The 17,223-nt window shown below is 68.4% G+C and carries 13 protein-coding genes; 1 reads left to right on the forward strand and 12 read right to left on the reverse strand.

From position 1 onward, the window contains the following. Nucleotides 1-10: 10 nt before the first annotated feature. On the reverse strand, nucleotides 11-1,147 hold the full coding sequence (locus tag G3A44_RS07390) for a PilT/PilU family type 4a pilus ATPase (protein WP_163456867.1): 1,137 nt from the start codon (nucleotides 1,145-1,147) through the stop codon (nucleotides 11-13). A 61-nt stretch (nucleotides 1,148-1,208) separates the two neighbouring features. Then, nucleotides 1,209-2,252 carry a type IV pilus twitching motility protein PilT gene (locus G3A44_RS07395; protein WP_163456868.1) on the reverse strand — a complete coding sequence of 348 codons (1,044 nt, stop codon included), beginning with the start codon at nucleotides 2,250-2,252 and terminating at the stop codon, nucleotides 1,209-1,211. 111 nt (nucleotides 2,253-2,363) lie between these two features. Between G3A44_RS07395 and G3A44_RS07400 the strand changes: the two genes are divergently transcribed. Continuing rightward, nucleotides 2,364-3,068 (forward strand): YggS family pyridoxal phosphate-dependent enzyme, encoded by a 705-nt coding sequence (locus G3A44_RS07400; RefSeq protein ID WP_163456869.1) that lies wholly within the window; start codon nucleotides 2,364-2,366, stop codon nucleotides 3,066-3,068. A 96-nt stretch (nucleotides 3,069-3,164) separates the two neighbouring features. Here G3A44_RS07400 and G3A44_RS07405 read toward each other — a convergent pair whose 3' ends face one another. The 10 genes from G3A44_RS07405 to G3A44_RS07450 all read right to left on the reverse strand — a co-directional run bounded on the left by G3A44_RS07405 (nucleotide 3,165) and on the right by G3A44_RS07450 (nucleotide 17,159). After that, nucleotides 3,165-8,549, reverse strand: a complete 5,385-nt coding sequence (locus tag G3A44_RS07405) for a beta strand repeat-containing protein (RefSeq protein ID WP_163456870.1) — start codon at nucleotides 8,547-8,549, stop codon at nucleotides 3,165-3,167. A gap of 208 nt (nucleotides 8,550-8,757) precedes the next feature. Next, nucleotides 8,758-9,297: a pilin gene (locus G3A44_RS07410; protein WP_163456871.1), complete on the reverse strand. Its 540-nt coding sequence runs from the start codon at nucleotides 9,295-9,297 to the stop codon at nucleotides 8,758-8,760. Between the two features lie 262 nt (nucleotides 9,298-9,559). Further along, nucleotides 9,560-10,435: an MBL fold metallo-hydrolase gene (locus G3A44_RS07415; RefSeq protein ID WP_310734341.1), complete on the reverse strand. Its 876-nt coding sequence runs from the start codon at nucleotides 10,433-10,435 to the stop codon at nucleotides 9,560-9,562. 183 nt (nucleotides 10,436-10,618) lie between these two features. After that, complete coding sequence (locus G3A44_RS07420) at nucleotides 10,619-11,251, reverse strand: FHA domain-containing protein (protein ID WP_163456872.1); 633 nt, start codon at nucleotides 11,249-11,251, stop codon at nucleotides 10,619-10,621. A 46-nt stretch (nucleotides 11,252-11,297) separates the two neighbouring features. Beyond that, complete coding sequence (locus G3A44_RS07425) at nucleotides 11,298-12,092, reverse strand: Stp1/IreP family PP2C-type Ser/Thr phosphatase (protein ID WP_310734342.1); 795 nt, start codon at nucleotides 12,090-12,092, stop codon at nucleotides 11,298-11,300. An 86-nt stretch (nucleotides 12,093-12,178) separates the two neighbouring features. Then, nucleotides 12,179-13,012 (reverse strand): serine/threonine-protein kinase, encoded by an 834-nt coding sequence (locus tag G3A44_RS07430; RefSeq protein ID WP_163456873.1) that lies wholly within the window; start codon nucleotides 13,010-13,012, stop codon nucleotides 12,179-12,181. A 32-nt stretch (nucleotides 13,013-13,044) separates the two neighbouring features. Then, nucleotides 13,045-13,791 carry a TerC family protein gene (locus tag G3A44_RS07435; protein WP_163456874.1) on the reverse strand — a complete coding sequence of 249 codons (747 nt, stop codon included), beginning with the start codon at nucleotides 13,789-13,791 and terminating at the stop codon, nucleotides 13,045-13,047. Nucleotides 13,792-13,992: 201 nt separating this feature from the next. Then, nucleotides 13,993-14,886: a succinate--CoA ligase subunit alpha gene (sucD, locus tag G3A44_RS07440; protein WP_163456875.1), complete on the reverse strand. Its 894-nt coding sequence runs from the start codon at nucleotides 14,884-14,886 to the stop codon at nucleotides 13,993-13,995. A gap of 28 nt (nucleotides 14,887-14,914) precedes the next feature. After that, the gene (sucC, locus tag G3A44_RS07445; RefSeq protein ID WP_163456876.1) at nucleotides 14,915-16,075 is read right to left on the reverse strand and encodes an ADP-forming succinate--CoA ligase subunit beta; all 1,161 of its coding nucleotides are present in this window, start codon (nucleotides 16,073-16,075) and stop codon (nucleotides 14,915-14,917) included. A gap of 388 nt (nucleotides 16,076-16,463) precedes the next feature. Further along, the gene (locus tag G3A44_RS07450; RefSeq protein ID WP_163456877.1) at nucleotides 16,464-17,159 is read right to left on the reverse strand and encodes a regulatory protein RecX; all 696 of its coding nucleotides are present in this window, start codon (nucleotides 17,157-17,159) and stop codon (nucleotides 16,464-16,466) included. Nucleotides 17,160-17,223: the final 64 nt, after the last annotated feature.

A 17,223-nucleotide genomic window follows, 5' to 3' on the forward strand; every position in this document is an offset into this window, starting at 1 on the left:
GAGGGCGGGGTCAGAGAATCTTCAGGTGCTCGGTGCCCACCGTCAGGTCCTGGCGGTGGCTGCGCTGGCTGTTGAGCTTGATGTTCAGGCGCAGGTCGTTGACCGAGTCGGCGTTGCGCAAGGCGTCCTCCAGGGTGATGGAGCCCGCCTCGTAGAGGTCGAACAGGGCCTGGTCAAAGACCTGCATGCCCTGCTCGCGCGACTTCTTCATGTGCTCCTTGAGCTCGGCCACCTGGCCGCGGAAGATCATGTCGGCCACCAGCGGCGTGTTGAGCAGGATCTCCACCGCGGCCACGCGGCCGCGGCCGTCCTCGCGCGGGATCAGGCGCTGCGAGACCATGCCCTTGAGGTTGAGCGACAGGTCCATCAGCAGCTGCTCGCGCCGTTCCTCGGAGAAGAAGTTGACGATGCGGTCCAGCGCCTGGTTGGCGCTGTTGGCATGCAGCGTGGCCATGCACAGGTGGCCGGTCTCCGAGAAGGTGACCGCCATCTCCATGGTGTGCTTGTCGCGGATCTCCCCCATCAGGATCACGTCTGGCGCCTGACGCAGGGCGTTCTTCAGGGCAATGTCCCAGTCGTCGGTGTCAATGCCGATCTCGCGCTGGGTGACGATGGAGTTCTTGTGCGGATGCACGAACTCCACCGGGTCCTCCACGGTCAGGATGTGATCAAACGAGTGCTCATTGCGCCAGTCCACCATGGCCGCCAGCGTGGTGCTCTTGCCCGAGCCGGTGGCGCCCACCATGATGACCAGGCCGCGCTTGGTCATGGCCACCTCCTTGAGCACCGCCGGCAGGGCCAGGTGGTCCAGGCTGGGCAGTGTGGTGGGGATGACCCGCAGCACCAGGCCCACATGGCCCTGCTGCATGAAGGCGTTGACGCGGAAACGGCCGATGCCCTGCGGCGCGATGGCGAAGTTGCACTCCTTGGTGCGCTCAAACTCCGCCGCCTGCTTGTCGTTCATCAGCGAACGGGCCAAGGTCAGGGTGTGGGCGCCGGTCAGGGGCGTGGGCGAGACCCGCGTGACCTTGCCGTCCACCTTGATGGCGGGCGGAAAGTCGGCGGTGAGAAAAAGGTCCGAGCCCTTGCGGCTGATCAGCAGCCGCAGCAGGTCGCTGACAAATTTGGATGCCTGGTCGCGTTCCATGTGGCCTGCGCGCTCCTGAAGGACGGCTTGGAAAAAGAGGACCGGGGCCCGCCGTGGCGGCTCAGCCCGGGAAGTTGTCGGGGAACTTGGCCTTGGAGCGGGCCTCGGCCGGCGAGACGCGGTTGCGCCGCACCAAGTCCGTCAGGCACTGGTCCAGGGTCTGCATGCCCATGTTCTGGCCCGTCTGGATGGAGGAGTACATCTGGGCGATCTTGTTCTCGCGGATCAGGTTGCGGATGGCGGAGGTGCCCAGCATGATCTCGTGCGCCGCCACCCGGCCACTGCCGTCCTTGGTCTTGCACAGCGTCTGCGAAATGATGGCCACCAGCGACTCCGAGAGCATGGCGCGCACCATGTCCTTCTCGGCCCCGGGGAACACGTCCACGATACGGTCCACGGTCTTGGCCGCGCTGGAGGTGTGCAAGGTGCCGAACACCAGGTGGCCCGTCTCGGCGCCGGTCAGGGCCAGGCGGATGGTCTCCAGGTCGCGCAGCTCACCCACCAGGATGGCGTCCGGGTCTTCACGCAGCGCAGCGCGCAGCGCGTTCTGGAAGCTGTGGGTGTGCGGTCCCACCTCGCGCTGGTTGACCAGGCACTTCTTGGACTCGTGCACGAATTCGATCGGGTCCTCCAGCGTCAGGATGTGGCCGTACTCGTTCTCGTTGAGGTGGTCGATCATGGCCGCCAGCGTGGTGGACTTGCCCGAGCCGGTGGGGCCCGTCACCAGCACCAGACCCCGCGGGCGCAGCGCCAGCTCGGCAAACACCGGCGGGCAGTTGAGCTGCTCCAGCGTCAGGATCTTGGACGGAATGGTCCGGAACACCGCCGCCGAGCCCCGCTGCTGGAAGAAGGCGTTGACCCGGAAGCGCGCCAAGCCCTGCACCTCGAAGCTGAAGTCGCACTCCAGCGTCTCCTCGTAGTGCTTGCGCTGCGAGTCGTTCATGATGTCGTACACCATGGCGTGGACCTGCTTGTGGTTGAGCGGCTCCACGTTGATGCGGCGCACATCCCCGTGCACGCGGATCATGGGCGGCATGCCGGCCGACAGGTGCAGGTCCGACGCCTTGTTCTTGACCACGAAGGCCAGCAGTTGGGTGATGTCCATGGTGGAGACGCAGGGGAGGGGCGGCCCGGGAGGGGGTTGGCTTATGCTCGCGGCCTTGCCGCCGGGCCCCGTCGGATCGGTCCGACACCACGGGCGGCGGGAAGACCACGCATGTCGAGTATCGCTGAGAACCTTTTGCAGGTTGGCCACCGCATCCAGGCCGCCTGCCGCCTGTCCGACCGCCCATCCGCCGGGGTGCGGCTGCTGGCCGTGAGCAAGACCTGCCCGCCCGAGGCGGTACGCGCCGCCCACGCCGCGGGCCAGCGCGACTTTGGTGAGAACTACGTGCAGGAGGCGCTGGACAAGATGGCCGCGCTGGCCGACCTGCGCGGCCAGCTGTGCTGGCACCTCATCGGCCCGCTGCAGAGCAACAAGACCCGCGCCGTGGCCGAGGCCTTTGACTGGGTCCACAGCGTGGACCGGCTCAAGATCGCCCAGCGCCTGAGCGAACAGCGCCCGGCCTGGCTGCCCCCGCTGCAGGTCTGCCTGCAGGTCAATGTGAGCGGCGAGGCCAGCAAGAGCGGCGTGGCCCCGGCCGATCTGCCCGCCCTGGCCCAGGCCGTGGCCGCCCTGCCCCGGCTGCAGCTGCGCGGCCTCATGTCCATCCCCGAGCCGGCGGACACCTTGGCGGCCCAACGCGCCCCGCACGCCCGGCTGCAGGCCCTGCTGCGCGACCTGCAGGCCCGGGGCCTGGCGCTGGACACCCTGTCCATGGGCATGAGCGCCGACCTGGAGGCCGCGGTGCTGGAAGGTGCCAGCTGGGTGCGGGTGGGCACCGCCGTGTTTGGGCAGCGGCAGCGCCCCGCAGCCGGCTGACTGCGGCCCGCCCCCAGGGCGGGCCGGTCACGGCACGGTGGCCGTGGCCACCCGGACAACCCGGGCAGCCCGAACAAGCCGGGCTGCCAACACGGCTCAAAGCCCCAGCGCGACCGACGTGGTGGTCAGGCCGGTGCCCAGCCCGGCCAGGGTCGTCACCAGGGTCAGCTCCGCCGCAGACACATCGTTGTCTGCATTGGCCGCCGTGAACAGGAACAGCGCCGACTGGCTGCCGTTGTCCACCGCAAACAGGCGGGTATCACCCACCGCGTAGCTGGCGCTGGCATTGCCAATCACCGCCGCCGCGCTGGTGGTGGTGATGGCGCCCCCCACGTTGTTGGTGATGACCACCAATTCGGCCGTGGTGGCAAAGCCGGTGCTGGCCACGCTCACCGCGCCATCCACCACCGTGTCGCCGTCGCCCACCACCACGCCAGAAGACTGGGTGATGTAGAGCTTGTCGCCTGAGGTGCTGAAGTCGTTGATGGTGTCCAGCAGGTCGGTGATGACAAAGGTGTCCGAGCCCGCGCCACCGCTCAGGGTGTCGGCGCCGCCGCCGCCGCCCAGGATGTTGTTGCCGCTGTTGCCCACCAGGGTGTTGGCCGCCCCGTTGCCAAAGCCATTGACCGCTGCCGTGCCCGTGAGGGTCAGCTTCTCGAAGTTGTCGGCCAAGGTCCAGCTGACCGAGGTCTCCACGGTGTCGGTGCCGGCGGCCGCCGCCTCGGTCAGCACGTCGCCCACGCTGTCCACCCGGTAGGTGTCGTCGCCCGCGCCGCCCACCAGGGTGTCGTCACCCAGGCCGCCGTCCAGGGTGTCATGGCCGTCCAGGCCGGTCAGCACGTTGGCGGCTTCATTGCCCGTCATCAGGTTGGCCAGGGTGTTGCCCGTGCCATTGAGGGTGTTCGCGCCCTTGAGCGCCAGGTTCTCCACATTGGCCGCCAGGGTGTAGGTCAGCCAGGCCTCCACCAGATCGGCCGTGCCTTCAGTGGCCAGCTCCGTCACCAGGTCGCCGGCGTTGTCCACCACGTAAGTGTCGTTGTCAGCGCCACCGGTCAGGTTGTCGGCGCCCACGCCCCCGTCCAGCGTGTCGTTGCCCGCACCGCCGCTCAGGAAGTTGACGCCTGCGTTCCCAATGAGCACGTTGTGCAAGGCGTTGCCGGAGCCGTTCAAGGCCGCAGAACCCAGCAGGGTGAGGTTCTCCACGTTGGCCAGGCTGTAGGGCGTCAACTGACCCAGGTTGATGGAGATCGTGGAACGGATGGTGTCCGTGCCAGCGTTGGCCGCCTCGGTCACCACATCGCCCGCGTTGTCGACCACATAGGTGTCGTCACCCGCACCACCAGACATCAGGTCGGCGCCGCCCGCACCATCCAGCCAGTTGTTCAGTGCATTGCCCACCAGCGTGTTGGCAGCGGCATTGCCCTTGCCATTGAGGGCGGTCGTGGAGCCGATGAGGAGGTAGAGACTCTCAAACCCGTCGGCCAGCGTCCAGTCGATGGCACTGATCACTTCGTCGTCGGTGCCGCTGCTGTCCACCAGCACGTCCCCGATGTTGTCCACCCAGTACCAGTCGTTGCCGTCACCGCCCACCATGGAGTCGGCGTCGCGGTTGTAGTTGGCCCACGTCCAAGTGGAACCGGAATTGGTCAGCGTGCCCGAACCGGCCATGATGTCGTCGCCGGCCAGACCCGTCAGCACGTTGTAGCCGCCGTTGCCCACCAGAATGTTGTTCAGGGCATTGCCCGTGCCGTTGATGGAGCCGCCGTTGCCCAGTGCACCCTCCATCAGGTAGAGGTTCTCCAAGGTCGCGCCCAGCGTCCAGCTCACATAGGACTGCACCGCATCGGCGCCGCCCGAAATGGACGTCTCGCCCTGGATCACGTCCAGCAGGTTGTCCACCACAAAGGTGTCGTTGCCCAGGCCGCCATCCAGGGTGTCCACGCCGGCGCCGCCGTCCAGGGTGTCGTTGCCGTCACCGCCCACCAGCGAGTTGGCCGCCGCGTTGCCCACCAGCAGGTTGGACAGGGCGTTGCCGGTGGCGTTGATGGCGGCGCTGCCGGTCAGCACCAGGTTTTCCACGGTGCTCAGCCCGGCCAGGCTGTAGGTGACCGAGCTGCGCACCACGTCGGTGGTGCCGGAGGCGTCCACGATCACATCGCCCACGTTGTCGACCACATAGGTGTCGTTGCCCGCGCCCCCGTCCAGGGTGTCCACACCGCCGGAGCCCCCGTCCAGGGTGTTGTTGCCGGCGTTGCCGGTGATCAGGTTGTTGAGGGCGTTGCCCGTGCCCGCCGTACTGCCCGAACCGGTCAGCGTCAGGTTCTCCAGGTTGTCACCCAGCGTCCAGCTCACCGAGGCCTGCACCACGTCCGTGCCCTCGCCCGCGGCCTCGCTCACGCTGTCCAGCACCGAGTCCACCACATAGCTGTCATTGCCCAGGCCGCCCACCAGCGTGTCGGCGCCGCCCTGGCCGTCCAGGGTGTCATCGCCTGCCAAGCCGTACAGGACATTGGCCCCCTGGTTGCCGGTGATCTTGTTGGCGTCGGCGTTACCGGTGCCGTCCAGGGCCGGGTCGCCGCCATCGGCGCCGCCCCCGTCCCCCAGCAGGGTGAGGTTGTCCACATGGGCCGACAAGGTGTAGGACACAAAAGAGCGCACCTCGTCCAGACCCGCCAGCGCGGCCTCGGTCACCACATCGGCGGCGTTGTCCACCACATACACGTCGTTGCCGGTGCCACCTTCCATCACATCGGCGCCGGCACCGCCGTCCAGCGTGTCATTGCCTTCGGCGCCCCACAGGGTGTTTTGCCCCACATTGCCCCAGAGCTTGTTGGCCAGGCTGTTGCCGCGGCCCGTCAGGTCGGCGCCGCCGGTCAGCACCAGGTTCTCCACCTTGTCGTTGGCGTCGTCCAGGCCGTCGGCGCCGATCAGGCTCCAGCTCACCGAGGCCAGCACCTGGTCGCTGCTGGAATTGGTGGTCAGCAGCGACTCCTGCACCACGTCGGCCGCGTCATCCACCACATAGGTGTCGTTGCCGTCGCCGCCGATCAGGGTGTCCACGCCGGCCCCGCCGTTGAGCACATTGGCGCCGGTGTTGCCGGTCAGGGCATTGTTCAGGGCGTTGCCGCTGGCGTTCAGCGCCGCCGTGCCCAGCAGCACCAGCTTTTCGGTGTGGGCCGCCAGGGTCCAGTCCACGGTGGCATACACAGTGTCCACCGAGGTGTCCGCGGCGTACTCCACGGTCAAGTCGTCCAGGCTGTCGACAAAGTAGGTGTCAGCCCCCGAGCCGCCCTCCATGGAATCGGCCTCGCCGGCATTGCCGGTCCAGGTCCACACCCCGCCAGACGAGGTGGCCGTGCCGCCGCCCACCATCGTGTCATTGCCGGCACCGCCCAGCAGGCGGTTGTAGGCGCCGTTGCCGGTGAGCACGTTGTTCAACCCATTGCCGGTGGCGTTGTTGGCCTCGGCCCCCAGCAGGGTCAGGTTTTCAACTTGGGTGGACTTGGTCCCCATGTCCCAGCTGACATAGGCCTCAATGCGGTCGGCCGTGCCGCTGTTGGCGGCCTCCACCGTCTTGTCGTTGAGGTCGTCCACCACGTACACGTCGTTGCCGCCGCCGCCCACCAGGGAGTCAGCCCCCTCGCCACCATCCAGCCGGTCATTGCCATCACCGCCGCTCAGGGTGTTGACGCCGGCCGTGCCACGCAGGAAGTTGTTGCCGCTGTTGCCGGTGCCCACCGTGGCACTGCCCACCAGGGTCAGGTTTTCGATGTCCTGGCCTTGGGCCAGGGTGTAGCTCACGCTGGCCACCACCGAATCGGTGCCGCCGCCGGTGGCTTCCTCGATCACGTCGGTGGCGCTGTCCACCAGGTAGATGTCATCACCGGCCAGACCGCGCATCGTGTCATTGCCCGCCCCGCCATTGAGCACATTGGCCGCAGAGTTGCCGGTCAGCACATTGGCCAGGGCATTGCCCGTGGCGTCGATCTGGGTGGTGCCCGACAGGGTCAGGTGCTCCAGCCCATCGCCCAGGGTCCAGGACACGCCGGCCTGCACCGTGTCATTGCCCGCGGCGTCCACGACCACGTCGCCCAGCGAGTCGACCACCAGCAGGTCGTTGCCATTGCCACCGTCCAGGGTGTCGGCGCCCAGGCCGCCGTCCACGGTGTCGTTGCCGTCGCCGCCGCTCAGCAGGTTGTCACGGGCATTGCCCGTCAGGGTGTTGGACAGGGCGTTGCCGGTGCCAGTCAGGGCCGAGATGCCCACCAGCGTCAGTTGCTCCACGTTGACCTGACCGGCCAGCGACCAGTCCACCGACGACTGCACCAGGTCGGCCGTGCCCGCCGCCGCGTCCTCGGTCACCACGTCACTGGCGTTGTCCACCACATAGGTGTCGTTGCCACCGCCGCCCACCAGGGTGTCGGCGCCGGTCATGCCGTTGAGGGTGTCGTCGCCTTCGCCGCCCACCAGGCTGTTGGCGGCGGTGTTGCCGGTGATGGCGTTGGCCAGCTCGTTGCCGGTGCCGTTCACCGCGGCACCGGTCAGGGTCAGGTGTTCCACATTGCTGAGGGAACCCAGGTTCCAGTTGACCGAGGCGCGCACCAGGTCGGTGCCGGCGCCGGCGGCTTCGGTCACCACGTCCCCCGCGGCGTCCACCACGTAGATGTCGTTGCCGGTGCCGCCGGCCAGGGTGTCGTTGCCGGCGCCGCCGTCCAGGGTGTTGGCGCCGGTGTTGCCCACCAGGCTGTTGGCCAGGCTGTTGCCGGTGGCAGACAGGGCCGCGCTGCCGGTCAGCTCCAGGTTCTCCAGGTTGGCGCCCAGGGTCCAGTTCACGCTGGTGCGCACGGTGTCGGTGCCCGCCGCGGCGGCTTCCACCACCTGGTCCAGCACGTTGTCCACCACATAAATGTCGTTGCCGGCGCCGCCGGCCATGGAGTCGGCCCCCGCGCCACCGTCCAGGGTGTTGGCCAGGGCGTTGCCCAGCAGCTCGTTGTTGAGCGCATTGCCGGTGCCGGTGGTGGCCACGGTGCTCTGCGACAGGTCCAGGCGCTCGACGAAGCCGCCCAGGGTGTAGCCGGTCAGGGTGGTGCCGGTGAGCTGCACCGTGTCCTTGCCGCCGCCGGCCACTTCCACCACCAGGTCGCCCACGGTGTCCACGCGGTACAGGTCACGCCCCGCGCCGCCCACCATCGAATCGTTGCCCGTGCCGCCGTCCAGCGTGTCGGCACCGGCGCCGCCCAGCAGGGTGTCCACGCCGTCCAGGCCCACCAGGGAGTCGTTGCCGTCGCCGCCGTCCAGCAAATCGGCACCCGCGGTGCCGGTCAGGGTGTCGTCACCGGTGGTGCCGGTCACCAGGGGCTGCACACCCGGCAGGCCCAGGGCGTCGGCCAGCTGCAGTTCAGCGGCGCGGTCGTCGGTCTGCGGGTCAGCACCGGTACGGCGCAGGTTCTGGACGGTGGACGGGTCGAAACGAGCGTTCATTGAGGATCCCTGTGTTTCAAACTGAGTCTGAATGTATATGGTACGCAGCACCTCAGGGGTCCACCACCCGGGGGAGGCACGGTGTGGCGTGGGGGCTGCGCCCGGCGGCGCCGGGTCACACGGGCGAAAAAAAAGCCCGCCAAGGCGGGCTTTGGGGGCGGTGAGGGGCGGGCGGGTGGTTCAGCTCAAGCCACCACCCGCAGGCGCCTCAACGGCAGTTGTTGGGGGCGTACTTGGCCAGCAGGGTGCCCGTGCCAGCGGTGATACCGTCGTTGCCGGCGGTGGTGCCGGTGGCGGAGGTGCAACCCCAGTCCACCACGCCGGTGGCGCCGGCAGCCAGACCGGTCGCGTAGGCTTGACCGGCGGCGGTGTCACGCATCCAGGGGGTCAGGACAATGGTGTTCTCGGCAGCGCCCACACCCACGGCGGTGGCGTTGAAGGTGATGGTGATGACGCCAGTGGCGGTGTCAGCTTGGATGTTGTCGACGTACTTGCTGGTGGCACCCGCGCCGCCGGCTTGGGCGTTCCAGGTGGTGGCGGCCACAGACAGATCATTGGCCGAGGCCACGCCGGTGGTCAGCATGTTCTTGGCATCACCCGCCAGGCCCAGACCTTCAGAGATGCGGGCGCGGATGGTGTAGTCCTGGTAGGCCGGCAGGGCCACGGCGGCCAGAATGCCGATGATGGCCACCACGATCATCAGTTCGATCAGGGTGAAACCCTTTTGGACGAGCTTCTTGGCTTGCATAGCTGACTCCTTGACTTGAGAGAGACGGTAGAGGAAGCGGTTGCCTCTCTGAGGAGGTCCTGGCAACCAACGACGATTACCCTTATGCGGGAACCGTGCCAGCTTTTGCGCCCCATGCCAATCCCGGCGGCTGCCACGGCAGGGTCGGCCGTGAAGTGACGATTAGCGGCAGGTTTACCCATCAACTGACAAGTTTTGTCAGTTCAGGCCGTGACATAACGTGTCAGCCTCGGCCCGAACAGGGCCGGACCGGACCGGCGGCTCAGGCCTCCAGGGCAAAGTGCTGCCCCTCGCGCAGCGGCGCCGCGGGGCAGCCCAGCAGGGCCGACCAGTCCACGGGGGGGCAGGCCGGCGCCGCCGCGGCGCCACCCGCCGGGCGGGGTTTGAAGTGGCTGAGCCACAGCCGGGTGTCGGCCCCCTGCGGCCGCAGCGCGGCCAGGTCCTGCCGCAGGCTGGCGGGGCAGTGGTGGCCGCTCAGCCGGGCCAGGTCGGCCTCGTCGTCGCCAAAGGTGAGTTCAACCAGCAGGTCCCGCACCGGCAGGTGGCGCAGCGCCTGCCACAGGGCGGGGTTGGGGCCGGTGTCGCCGGTGTAGACCCACCAGCCCGGGCCGGTGCCGGCCACGGCATAACCCACGGCGGGCACCGAGTGGGCGGCGGGCAGCACCCGGATGCGGCGCTGGCGGGCGCCCAGCGTCAGCGCCTGCCCCACGGCCAGGGGCTGCAGGGCCAGCACCGGCGCCTGGGCGCTGGGCAGGCGGGTGAAGTCGGGCCAGAGCTGGTGGTTGAAGAGGTGGGTGCGCAGCACCTCCAGCGTGGCCGGCAGGGCATACACCTGGATGGGCGGGCGACCCCGCCGGGCGCCCAGCACCGCATCGGCCAGCAGGGGCAGAGCCAGCACATGGTCCAGGTGGGCGTGGCTGAGCAGCACATGGTCAATGGCGGCCATCTGGTCCACGGTGAGGCGGCCCACGCCGCTGCCGGCGTCCAGCAGCACGTCGTCGTCCAGCAGAAAGGCGCTGGTGTGGCAGCCTGCGGCCAGGCCGCCCGCACAGCCCAACACCAGGATGCCGGGCCCCCCTGCCGGCACGTCCTCTGCCGGCAGGGGGACTGGCGCGGGGGGCATGACGAGGGGGTTCACGGGCGGTGCTGCAGGGCCAAGAAGCGCTGCATGCTGCCGCAGTCCCGGCGGCCCCACAAGGAAAAGGGCCACAGGCCCTGCGGCCGTGGCCCTGTTGCAGGGGGTGGGCGTGAAATCTGACCCACACCCGGTAGGGGTGGCGCCGGGGGGGACGCCGGGGCGGCGTGCGCCGGTGGGCGGGTCTCAGCCCTGGATGAACTGCATCTTGGTGCCGGCCAGCTCGATCAGGTCGCCGTTCTTGAGCGGCATGACGTCGCCGTCGACATCACTGCCGTTGACCTTGGGCCGCAGCGGGCCTTCCACATGGGCCAGCACGTAGCCGGTGGGCCGCTTGGCGATGGACGCCACCTGGGTGCCGGGCTTGCCCACGGTGGTGACGGCCTTGCTGAGCAGCACCTCGCGCCCGGCGGCGCCACCGTTGAGCACGCGGATGGAGGCGGGCAGCACCGCGGCCATGGGCTGCGGCATGCCCCCGTGCGAGGCGGCGCTGGGTGGCCGCAGGATCATGGTCTTCTCGTAGTCCGGCGCCTCATCGGCCACGTAGCGAATGCGGTACTTGCCCACCTCAACCACGTCGTTGTGCGCCAGCAGCTGCTTCTTGATGGCCTTGCCGTTGAGGTAGGTGCCGTTGGTGCTCTGCAAGTCTTCAATGAAGACGTCGCTGCCCACGCAATGCAAGACCGCGTGTTCGCCGCTCACGGCCAGGTTGTCGATCACGACGTCGTTGTACGGCCGCCGACCCAGGGTGAGCCGATCCTTGAGGATCTGCACTTCCTTGATCACGACGTTGTCCAGCGTCACCACCAGCTTGCCCATGGGTCTTTTCCCTCTGATTTGTTAGGCCGGAATCTTGGTCTTGGCGTCAGCGCTTGTTGAAAGGCCACCACAGGCGGCGCGCCGCGGCGGCGTCGCCCTGCACCTTGGCCAGCACGACAGAAATGTTATCTCGCCCGCCTGCTGCATTGGCTGCGTCTATCAGGGCCTTGCCCATGGCAGGCAAGGTGGGGTGCAGGCGCAGGATGTCGGCAATCTGCGCATCCGGCACCATGTCCGACAGACCGTCCGAACACATCAGGATGAGATCCCCCACGCGAAGATCGTGCCCGTGCACTTCGGGGTCGATCTCGGGCTCCACGCCCACGGCCTTGGTGACCAGGTTGCGGTGGGCAGAGAACTTGGCCTCTTCGGGGGTGATGAGGCCCGCGTCGATCTGCTCCTGCAGCAGCGAGTGGTCACGGGTGATCTGTTCGAGCTTGTTCTGGCGGAAGCGGTAGGCCCGGGAGTCGCCCACATGGCCGACCCACATGCGGTCCACGCCAAACAGGGCCTGGACCAGGGTGGTGCCCATGCCGGCGTACTCGGGCGTGCGCTGGGCCGCGGCGTAGACCGAGCGGTTGGCGCGGCGGGCACTGGCCACCAGGGCGCGCCGCACCTCACCTTCGCTGCTGCTGACCTGGCCGGAGGCGACCCAGCGGGCGAACTCGTCGCGGGCCTCGCGGATGGCCATGTCGCTGGCGACCTCGCCGGCGTTGTAGCCGCCCATGCCGTCGGCCAGCAGGCACAGGGCCAGGCTTTCGTCCACCAGCACCGCGTCTTCGTTGTTGCGCCGCGCGCGCCCGGGGTCGAGGGCGCTGAAATATTCAAGGCTGATGTTCACGGCAGGCTGGCGTCAGGGCTGGGGATGGCGTCTTGCGCATTTTGCGCTGCCCCAAGGGCTTTCGTAACCGCCTGAGCCCCCCAAAGTCACCGAGTGTCACGCAGGAGAGACGCGACCTCCTGGGCGGAGGGCCGCGCGCGGGGCTTTGGATGGAGCATTCGGCTCAGCAGCTCGCGCCAAGTCACCGACAACTCCGCCGGCCACACAGGTGGTGCAGCCAGATTTTGGCGCCGCAGCTGCTGGACCAGGCCCACGCAAGCGGCAGGGCGGACGACACCCAGGCAGCTGGCCAGCATCCAGCCCAGCGCGTGGACATCGGTGGCTGGCGTGGGCGAGTGGCCCAGCACCTGCTCGGGCGCCAGCCAATCCAGGCGCCCCTGCAGCACAGAGGCATGACGCAGGGGCGCAATGCCTGGCGCGGCGGCATTGCCGAAGTCGGTCAGGCACCAGCCTTGGCGCCCATCCAGGGACTGCAGCACATTGTCGGGGTGCAGATCGCCGTGGACGACCCCTTGCGCATGGAGCCTGGCGAGGGTGTCCACCAGACCGGTCAGGTCATAGGGCGTCAGCCGGCGGTCGGCATCGGATAGCACCTGGGTCAGCCGGGGGCCGTCCAGCCATTCGATCGCCAGCCACGCCGTGGGGGGGCGTTGTGGCGCGGCAGGCAGTTGCCCGTGGTCCAGCAGACAGGCAATGCCATCTTGCCGGCCAAGGCGCTGAAGGACGAGACGCTCCCGCGTCAGCCCGGTGGGATGGGAACCATCGTCCCGGCCACCCGGCGGCCAGGCCATCTTGAGGGCTACCGGCCGCCCGCTGGACAGTTGGACGGCCTGAAAGACCTGCGCCTGGCCCCCTTGACCGGCCAGGGCCACCAGCCGATAGCCCGCCGGGGTGGGCGGGCAGGCAGCGGGCTCTGGCAAGGGTGTCCCCGGCCGCAGAAGCGGTGGACAGGTCAGGCGGAGGCCTGCTCCACCTGGGCGCGACGCCGCTTGATCCACAGGCCCATGGCCGCCACCAGCAGTGCACCCGCGATGCCCGCGCCATAACGCCACAGCGGCAGCACCTCGGCCGCCAGGCCGTCAGCGGCCACCGGGGCGGTGGGCACCCAACCCGCCACAGCGGGGTCGGACACGGCCATGGTGCCGGCGATCCAGCCCAGCAGCATGCCGCCCAGGGTGATGATGGCCGGGAAGCGGTTCATCAGGCCGATGACCAGCTGGCTGCCCCAGACGATGATGGGAATGCTGACCAACAGGCCAAAAACAACCAGCGGCATCTGGTGATCGCCACCGGCGGCCTGGGCGGCGCCGGCAATGGCGATGACGTTATCCACGCTCATGACCAGATCGGCCACGATGACGGTCTTGACCGCGGCCCAGAGCTTGTCGCTGCTCTGGATGTTGCCGTGTTCGTCCTCATCCTCGGGCACCAGCAGCTTGACGCCGATCCACACCAGCAGCACCGCCCCAGCCAACTTGAGGAAGGGGATGCCCAGCAGGGTGAGCGCGAAGAAGATGAGGATGACCCGCAGCAGGATGGCGCCGGCCGTGCCCCAGATGATGCCCTTGGTGCGCTGCTGCGGCGGCAGGCCACGGCAGGCCAGGGCGATGACAACGGCGTTGTCCCCCCCCAGCAAGATGTCGATCATGATGATCTGGCCCACGGCGAGCCAGAAGTCGGGATGGAGGAACTGTTCCATGGCAGAGGTGGCCCCGTGGGCTGCGGGGGCAGTGTTCGTTTTGGCGGCAGTGTAGGCGCCGGGGGCGCGCCGGTCGTGCGTGGAACTACAGACCCTGCGGCCAAAAACGAGACAGGCCGCCCGAAGGCGGCCTGTGGTGACGAAGAGGGCGCAGTACTGGGCTGCCCCTCAGGCCCGCGCGGCGGCGGGCCGGGTCTCAGCTCAGAGCAGGCCCTTGAGCAGGCGACCCATCTCGGACGGGTTGCGGGTGATGGTGAAGCCGCACTCTTCCATGATGGCGAGCTTGGCATCGGCGGTGTCGGCACCGCCGGAGATCAGCGCGCCGGCGTGGCCCATGCGCTTTCCCGGAGGGGCGGTGACACCGGCGATGAAGCCGACGACCGGCTTCTTCATGTTGTCCTTGACCCAGCGGGCGGCTTCGGCTTCGTCCGGGCCACCGATTTCACCGATCATGATCACGGCGTCGGTGTCCGGATCGTCGTTGAAGGCCTTCATCACGTCGATGTGCTTCAGGCCGTTGATCGGGTCGCCACCAATGCCGACGGCAGAGGACTGGCCCAGGCCGATTTCGGTCAGCTGCGCCACGGCTTCATAGGTCAGGGTGCCCGAGCGGGAGACCACGCCGATGCGGCCCTTGCGGTGGATGTGACCGGGCATGATGCCGATCTTGATCTCTTCCGGGGTGATCAGGCCGGGGCAGTTCGGGCCCAGCAGCAGGGTCTTCTTGCCACCGGCGGCTTCCTTGGCCTTCATCTTGTTGCGCACTTCCAGCATGTCCCGCACAGGGATGCCTTCGGTGATGCAGATGGCCAGGTCCAGGTCGGCCTCCACGGCTTCCCAGATGGCGGCGGCAGCGCCGGCGGGCGGCACGTAGATCACCGACACGGTGGCGCCGGTCTCGGCAGAGGCTTCCTTCACCGAGGCGTAGATGGGGATGTCCGAGAACTTCTCGCCCGCCTTCTTGGGGTTCACGCCAGCGACGAAGGCATTCTTGCCGTTGGCGTAGGCCTGGCAGCCCAGGGTGTGGAATTGACCGGTCTTGCCCGTGATGCCCTGGGTGATGACCTTGGTGTCTTTGTTGATGAAGATCGACATTTCTCGTGTTCCTTCGGTCTCGGCGGGCTTACTTGACGGCTTCGACGATCTTGGTGGCCGCTTCGGCCATGGTGTCGGCGCTGATGATCGGCAGGCCGGAGTCCTTGAGGATCTGCTTGCCCAGGTCTTCGTTCGTGCCCTTCATGCGCACGACCAGCGGCACCGACAGGTTGACCGCGCGGCTGGCGGTGACCACGCCGTTGGCGATGGTGTCGCACTTCATGATGCCGCCGAAGATGTTGACCAGGATGCCCTTGACGTCCGGGTTCTTGAGCATCAGCTTGAAGGCCTCGGTGACCTTCTCGGTGGTGGCGCCGCCGCCCACGTCCAGGAAGTTGGCCGGCTCGCCGCCGAACAGCTTGATGGTGTCCATGGTGGCCATGGCCAGACCGGCACCGTTGACCAGGCAGCCGATGTTGCCGTCCAGGCTGATGTAGGCCAGGTCGAACTTGGAGGCCTCAACTTCAGCCGGGTCCTCTTCGTCCAGATCGCGGTAGGCGACGATCTCGGGATGACGGAACAGGGCGTTGGCGTCGAAGTTGAACTTGGCGTCCAGGGCAATCAGGTTGCCCTTGCTGTCACGGTTGAGCGGGTTGATCTCGACCAGCGAGGCATCCGTCGCCATGTAGCAGCGGTACAGGTTCTTGAACAGCGACACGGCCTGGTCCACGGTGTGGCCTTCCATGCCGATGGCGCGGGCGATCTTGGCTGCCTGCTCGTCGGTCAGACCGGCCAGCGGGTCGATCATCTCGGTGATGATCTTCTCGGGGGTGGAGTGGGCCACTTCCTCGATGTCCATGCCGCCTTCGGAGGAGGCGATGAAGGCCACCTTCTGGGTGCCGCGGTCGGTCACCAGGGAAACGTAGAACTCCTTGCCGATGTCAGCACCTTCCTCGATGTAGAGGCGGCGGACCTTCTGGCCTTCCGGGCCGGTCTGGTGCGTGACCAGCTGCATGCCCAGGATGTTGCCGGCGAGCTCTTGCACGCCTTCCAGCGACTTGGTGACCTTGACGCCACCCCCCTTGCCACGGCCACCGGCGTGGATCTGGGCCTTCACGACCCACACGGGGCCGCCCAGCTTCTGAGCGGCTTCCACCGCCTCTTGCACGTTGAACGCCGGATAGCCGCGGGGCACCGGGACGTCGAATTGGCGCAGGATTTCCTTGCCTTGGTACTCGTGGATCTTCATGGGGGTCTTTTCGTGAGGTCAGGACGAAAGAGGGAGTGGCGCGGGGGGCGCCATCTGGGGGGAGCGCACCGCCCCGCGGGCCGGCGCTGCATTCTGCGACAGTTTGTTGGCGGCTTGCTGACGAAACCCAGGGCTGTGCGGGATGCGCCAAACCCGCACCGGCGGTACGCGGTGGGGGCAGCGCCGCTGCGCGCGGCCGGTGGCGGAGGTGTGAACGGCGGCGCGAGGCCGTGGCGGCAACGTCCGCAGCACCGTTGCCGCTTGCGTTACATCAAGATTTCACAGAACGCGCGAATGTAGCACGCATGTTGCAACGCAACATCGCGGAAACCCAGGGGTCGGCAGGGGGAGTGCTGCACCGCCGCAAGGTCGCGGACGCCCGGGCGGATCAGATCGGCTCCTCGTGGCGCGCGCCCACCACCTGCCAGACCACCGAGGCCGCGAACCCGCGCCCGGCCAGAAAGCGGGCCTGACGGGCACGGTCTTGGGGCGAGGTGGCGGGGTGGCCACCGAACTTGCGCTGCCAGACGGCGCGCGCGCGCTCGAACTCGGTCTCGCGCAGCTGCTGGGCCAGGGCATCGGGCAGTTCGACACCGGCGCGGGACAGCTCTTGGCGGATGCGGGACTGGCCCAGGCGTGCCGCGCGGCTGTGGACCCGCACTTCGGCAAAGCGGGTGTCACTGAGGTACTGGCGGGCTTCAAGCCAGTCCAGAACCTCCTCGACCTCCTGGCGCAAGACCTCGGTGAGCGCCTGCGCCGGGAGGGTGTCCTCGCCCCAGGGATCGGCCGCCGCCGTCACCGCAAACGGGTCCGGCACGGCACCGGCACCGTCATGGGGCAGGCGCCGGCGGGCGTGCTGCAGCAGCTTCTGGCGCAGCTCCTGGCGGCTGTGCTCGCGCCGCGCCAGCAGGGCCAGGGCCTGGCCCTTGAGGCTCAGCGGGGTGCGGCCGCGGCGGGCCGGCGGGTCTGCCGGCAAGCCCGCCAGCTCAGGGTGGGGGCCGCGGGGGGCTGCCGGCGCCGAGGTGGCGGGGCCCACCGTCTCGCGGTGGCCCCGTGTGGGCGCGCTGGGGATCAGGAGGCGCATGGACGCGATGAAGGACGCGAGGCGAGCCGGGGGACGGGGGGCGGGCAGGCGGACGGCGCCGCAG

It is taken from the genome of Ideonella livida (assembly GCF_010499455.1).
Classification (GTDB): Bacteria; Pseudomonadota; Gammaproteobacteria; order Burkholderiales; family Burkholderiaceae_C; genus Ideonella; species Ideonella livida.

What these genes read in the sequence shown, in the direction of transcription:
- G3A44_RS07390 (WP_163456867.1), bottom strand. Translation starts at nt 1,147, where the DNA reads ATGGAACGCGACCAGGCATCCAAATTTGTCAGCGACCTGCTGCGGCTG.
- G3A44_RS07395 (WP_163456868.1), bottom strand. Translation starts at nt 2,252, where the DNA reads ATGGACATCACCCAACTGCTGGCCTTCGTGGTCAAGAACAAGGCGTCG.
- G3A44_RS07400 (WP_163456869.1), top strand. Translation starts at nt 2,364, where the DNA reads ATGTCGAGTATCGCTGAGAACCTTTTGCAGGTTGGCCACCGCATCCAG.
- G3A44_RS07405 (WP_163456870.1), bottom strand. Translation starts at nt 8,549, where the DNA reads ATGAACGCTCGTTTCGACCCGTCCACCGTCCAGAACCTGCGCCGTACC.
- G3A44_RS07410 (WP_163456871.1), bottom strand. Translation starts at nt 9,297, where the DNA reads ATGCAAGCCAAGAAGCTCGTCCAAAAGGGTTTCACCCTGATCGAACTG.
- G3A44_RS07420 (WP_163456872.1), bottom strand. Translation starts at nt 11,251, where the DNA reads ATGGGCAAGCTGGTGGTGACGCTGGACAACGTCGTGATCAAGGAAGTG.
- G3A44_RS07435 (WP_163456874.1), bottom strand. Translation starts at nt 13,791, where the DNA reads ATGGAACAGTTCCTCCATCCCGACTTCTGGCTCGCCGTGGGCCAGATC.
- sucD (WP_163456875.1), bottom strand. Translation starts at nt 14,886, where the DNA reads ATGTCGATCTTCATCAACAAAGACACCAAGGTCATCACCCAGGGCATC.
- sucC (WP_163456876.1), bottom strand. Translation starts at nt 16,075, where the DNA reads ATGAAGATCCACGAGTACCAAGGCAAGGAAATCCTGCGCCAATTCGAC.
- G3A44_RS07450 (WP_163456877.1), bottom strand. Translation starts at nt 17,159, where the DNA reads ATGCGCCTCCTGATCCCCAGCGCGCCCACACGGGGCCACCGCGAGACG.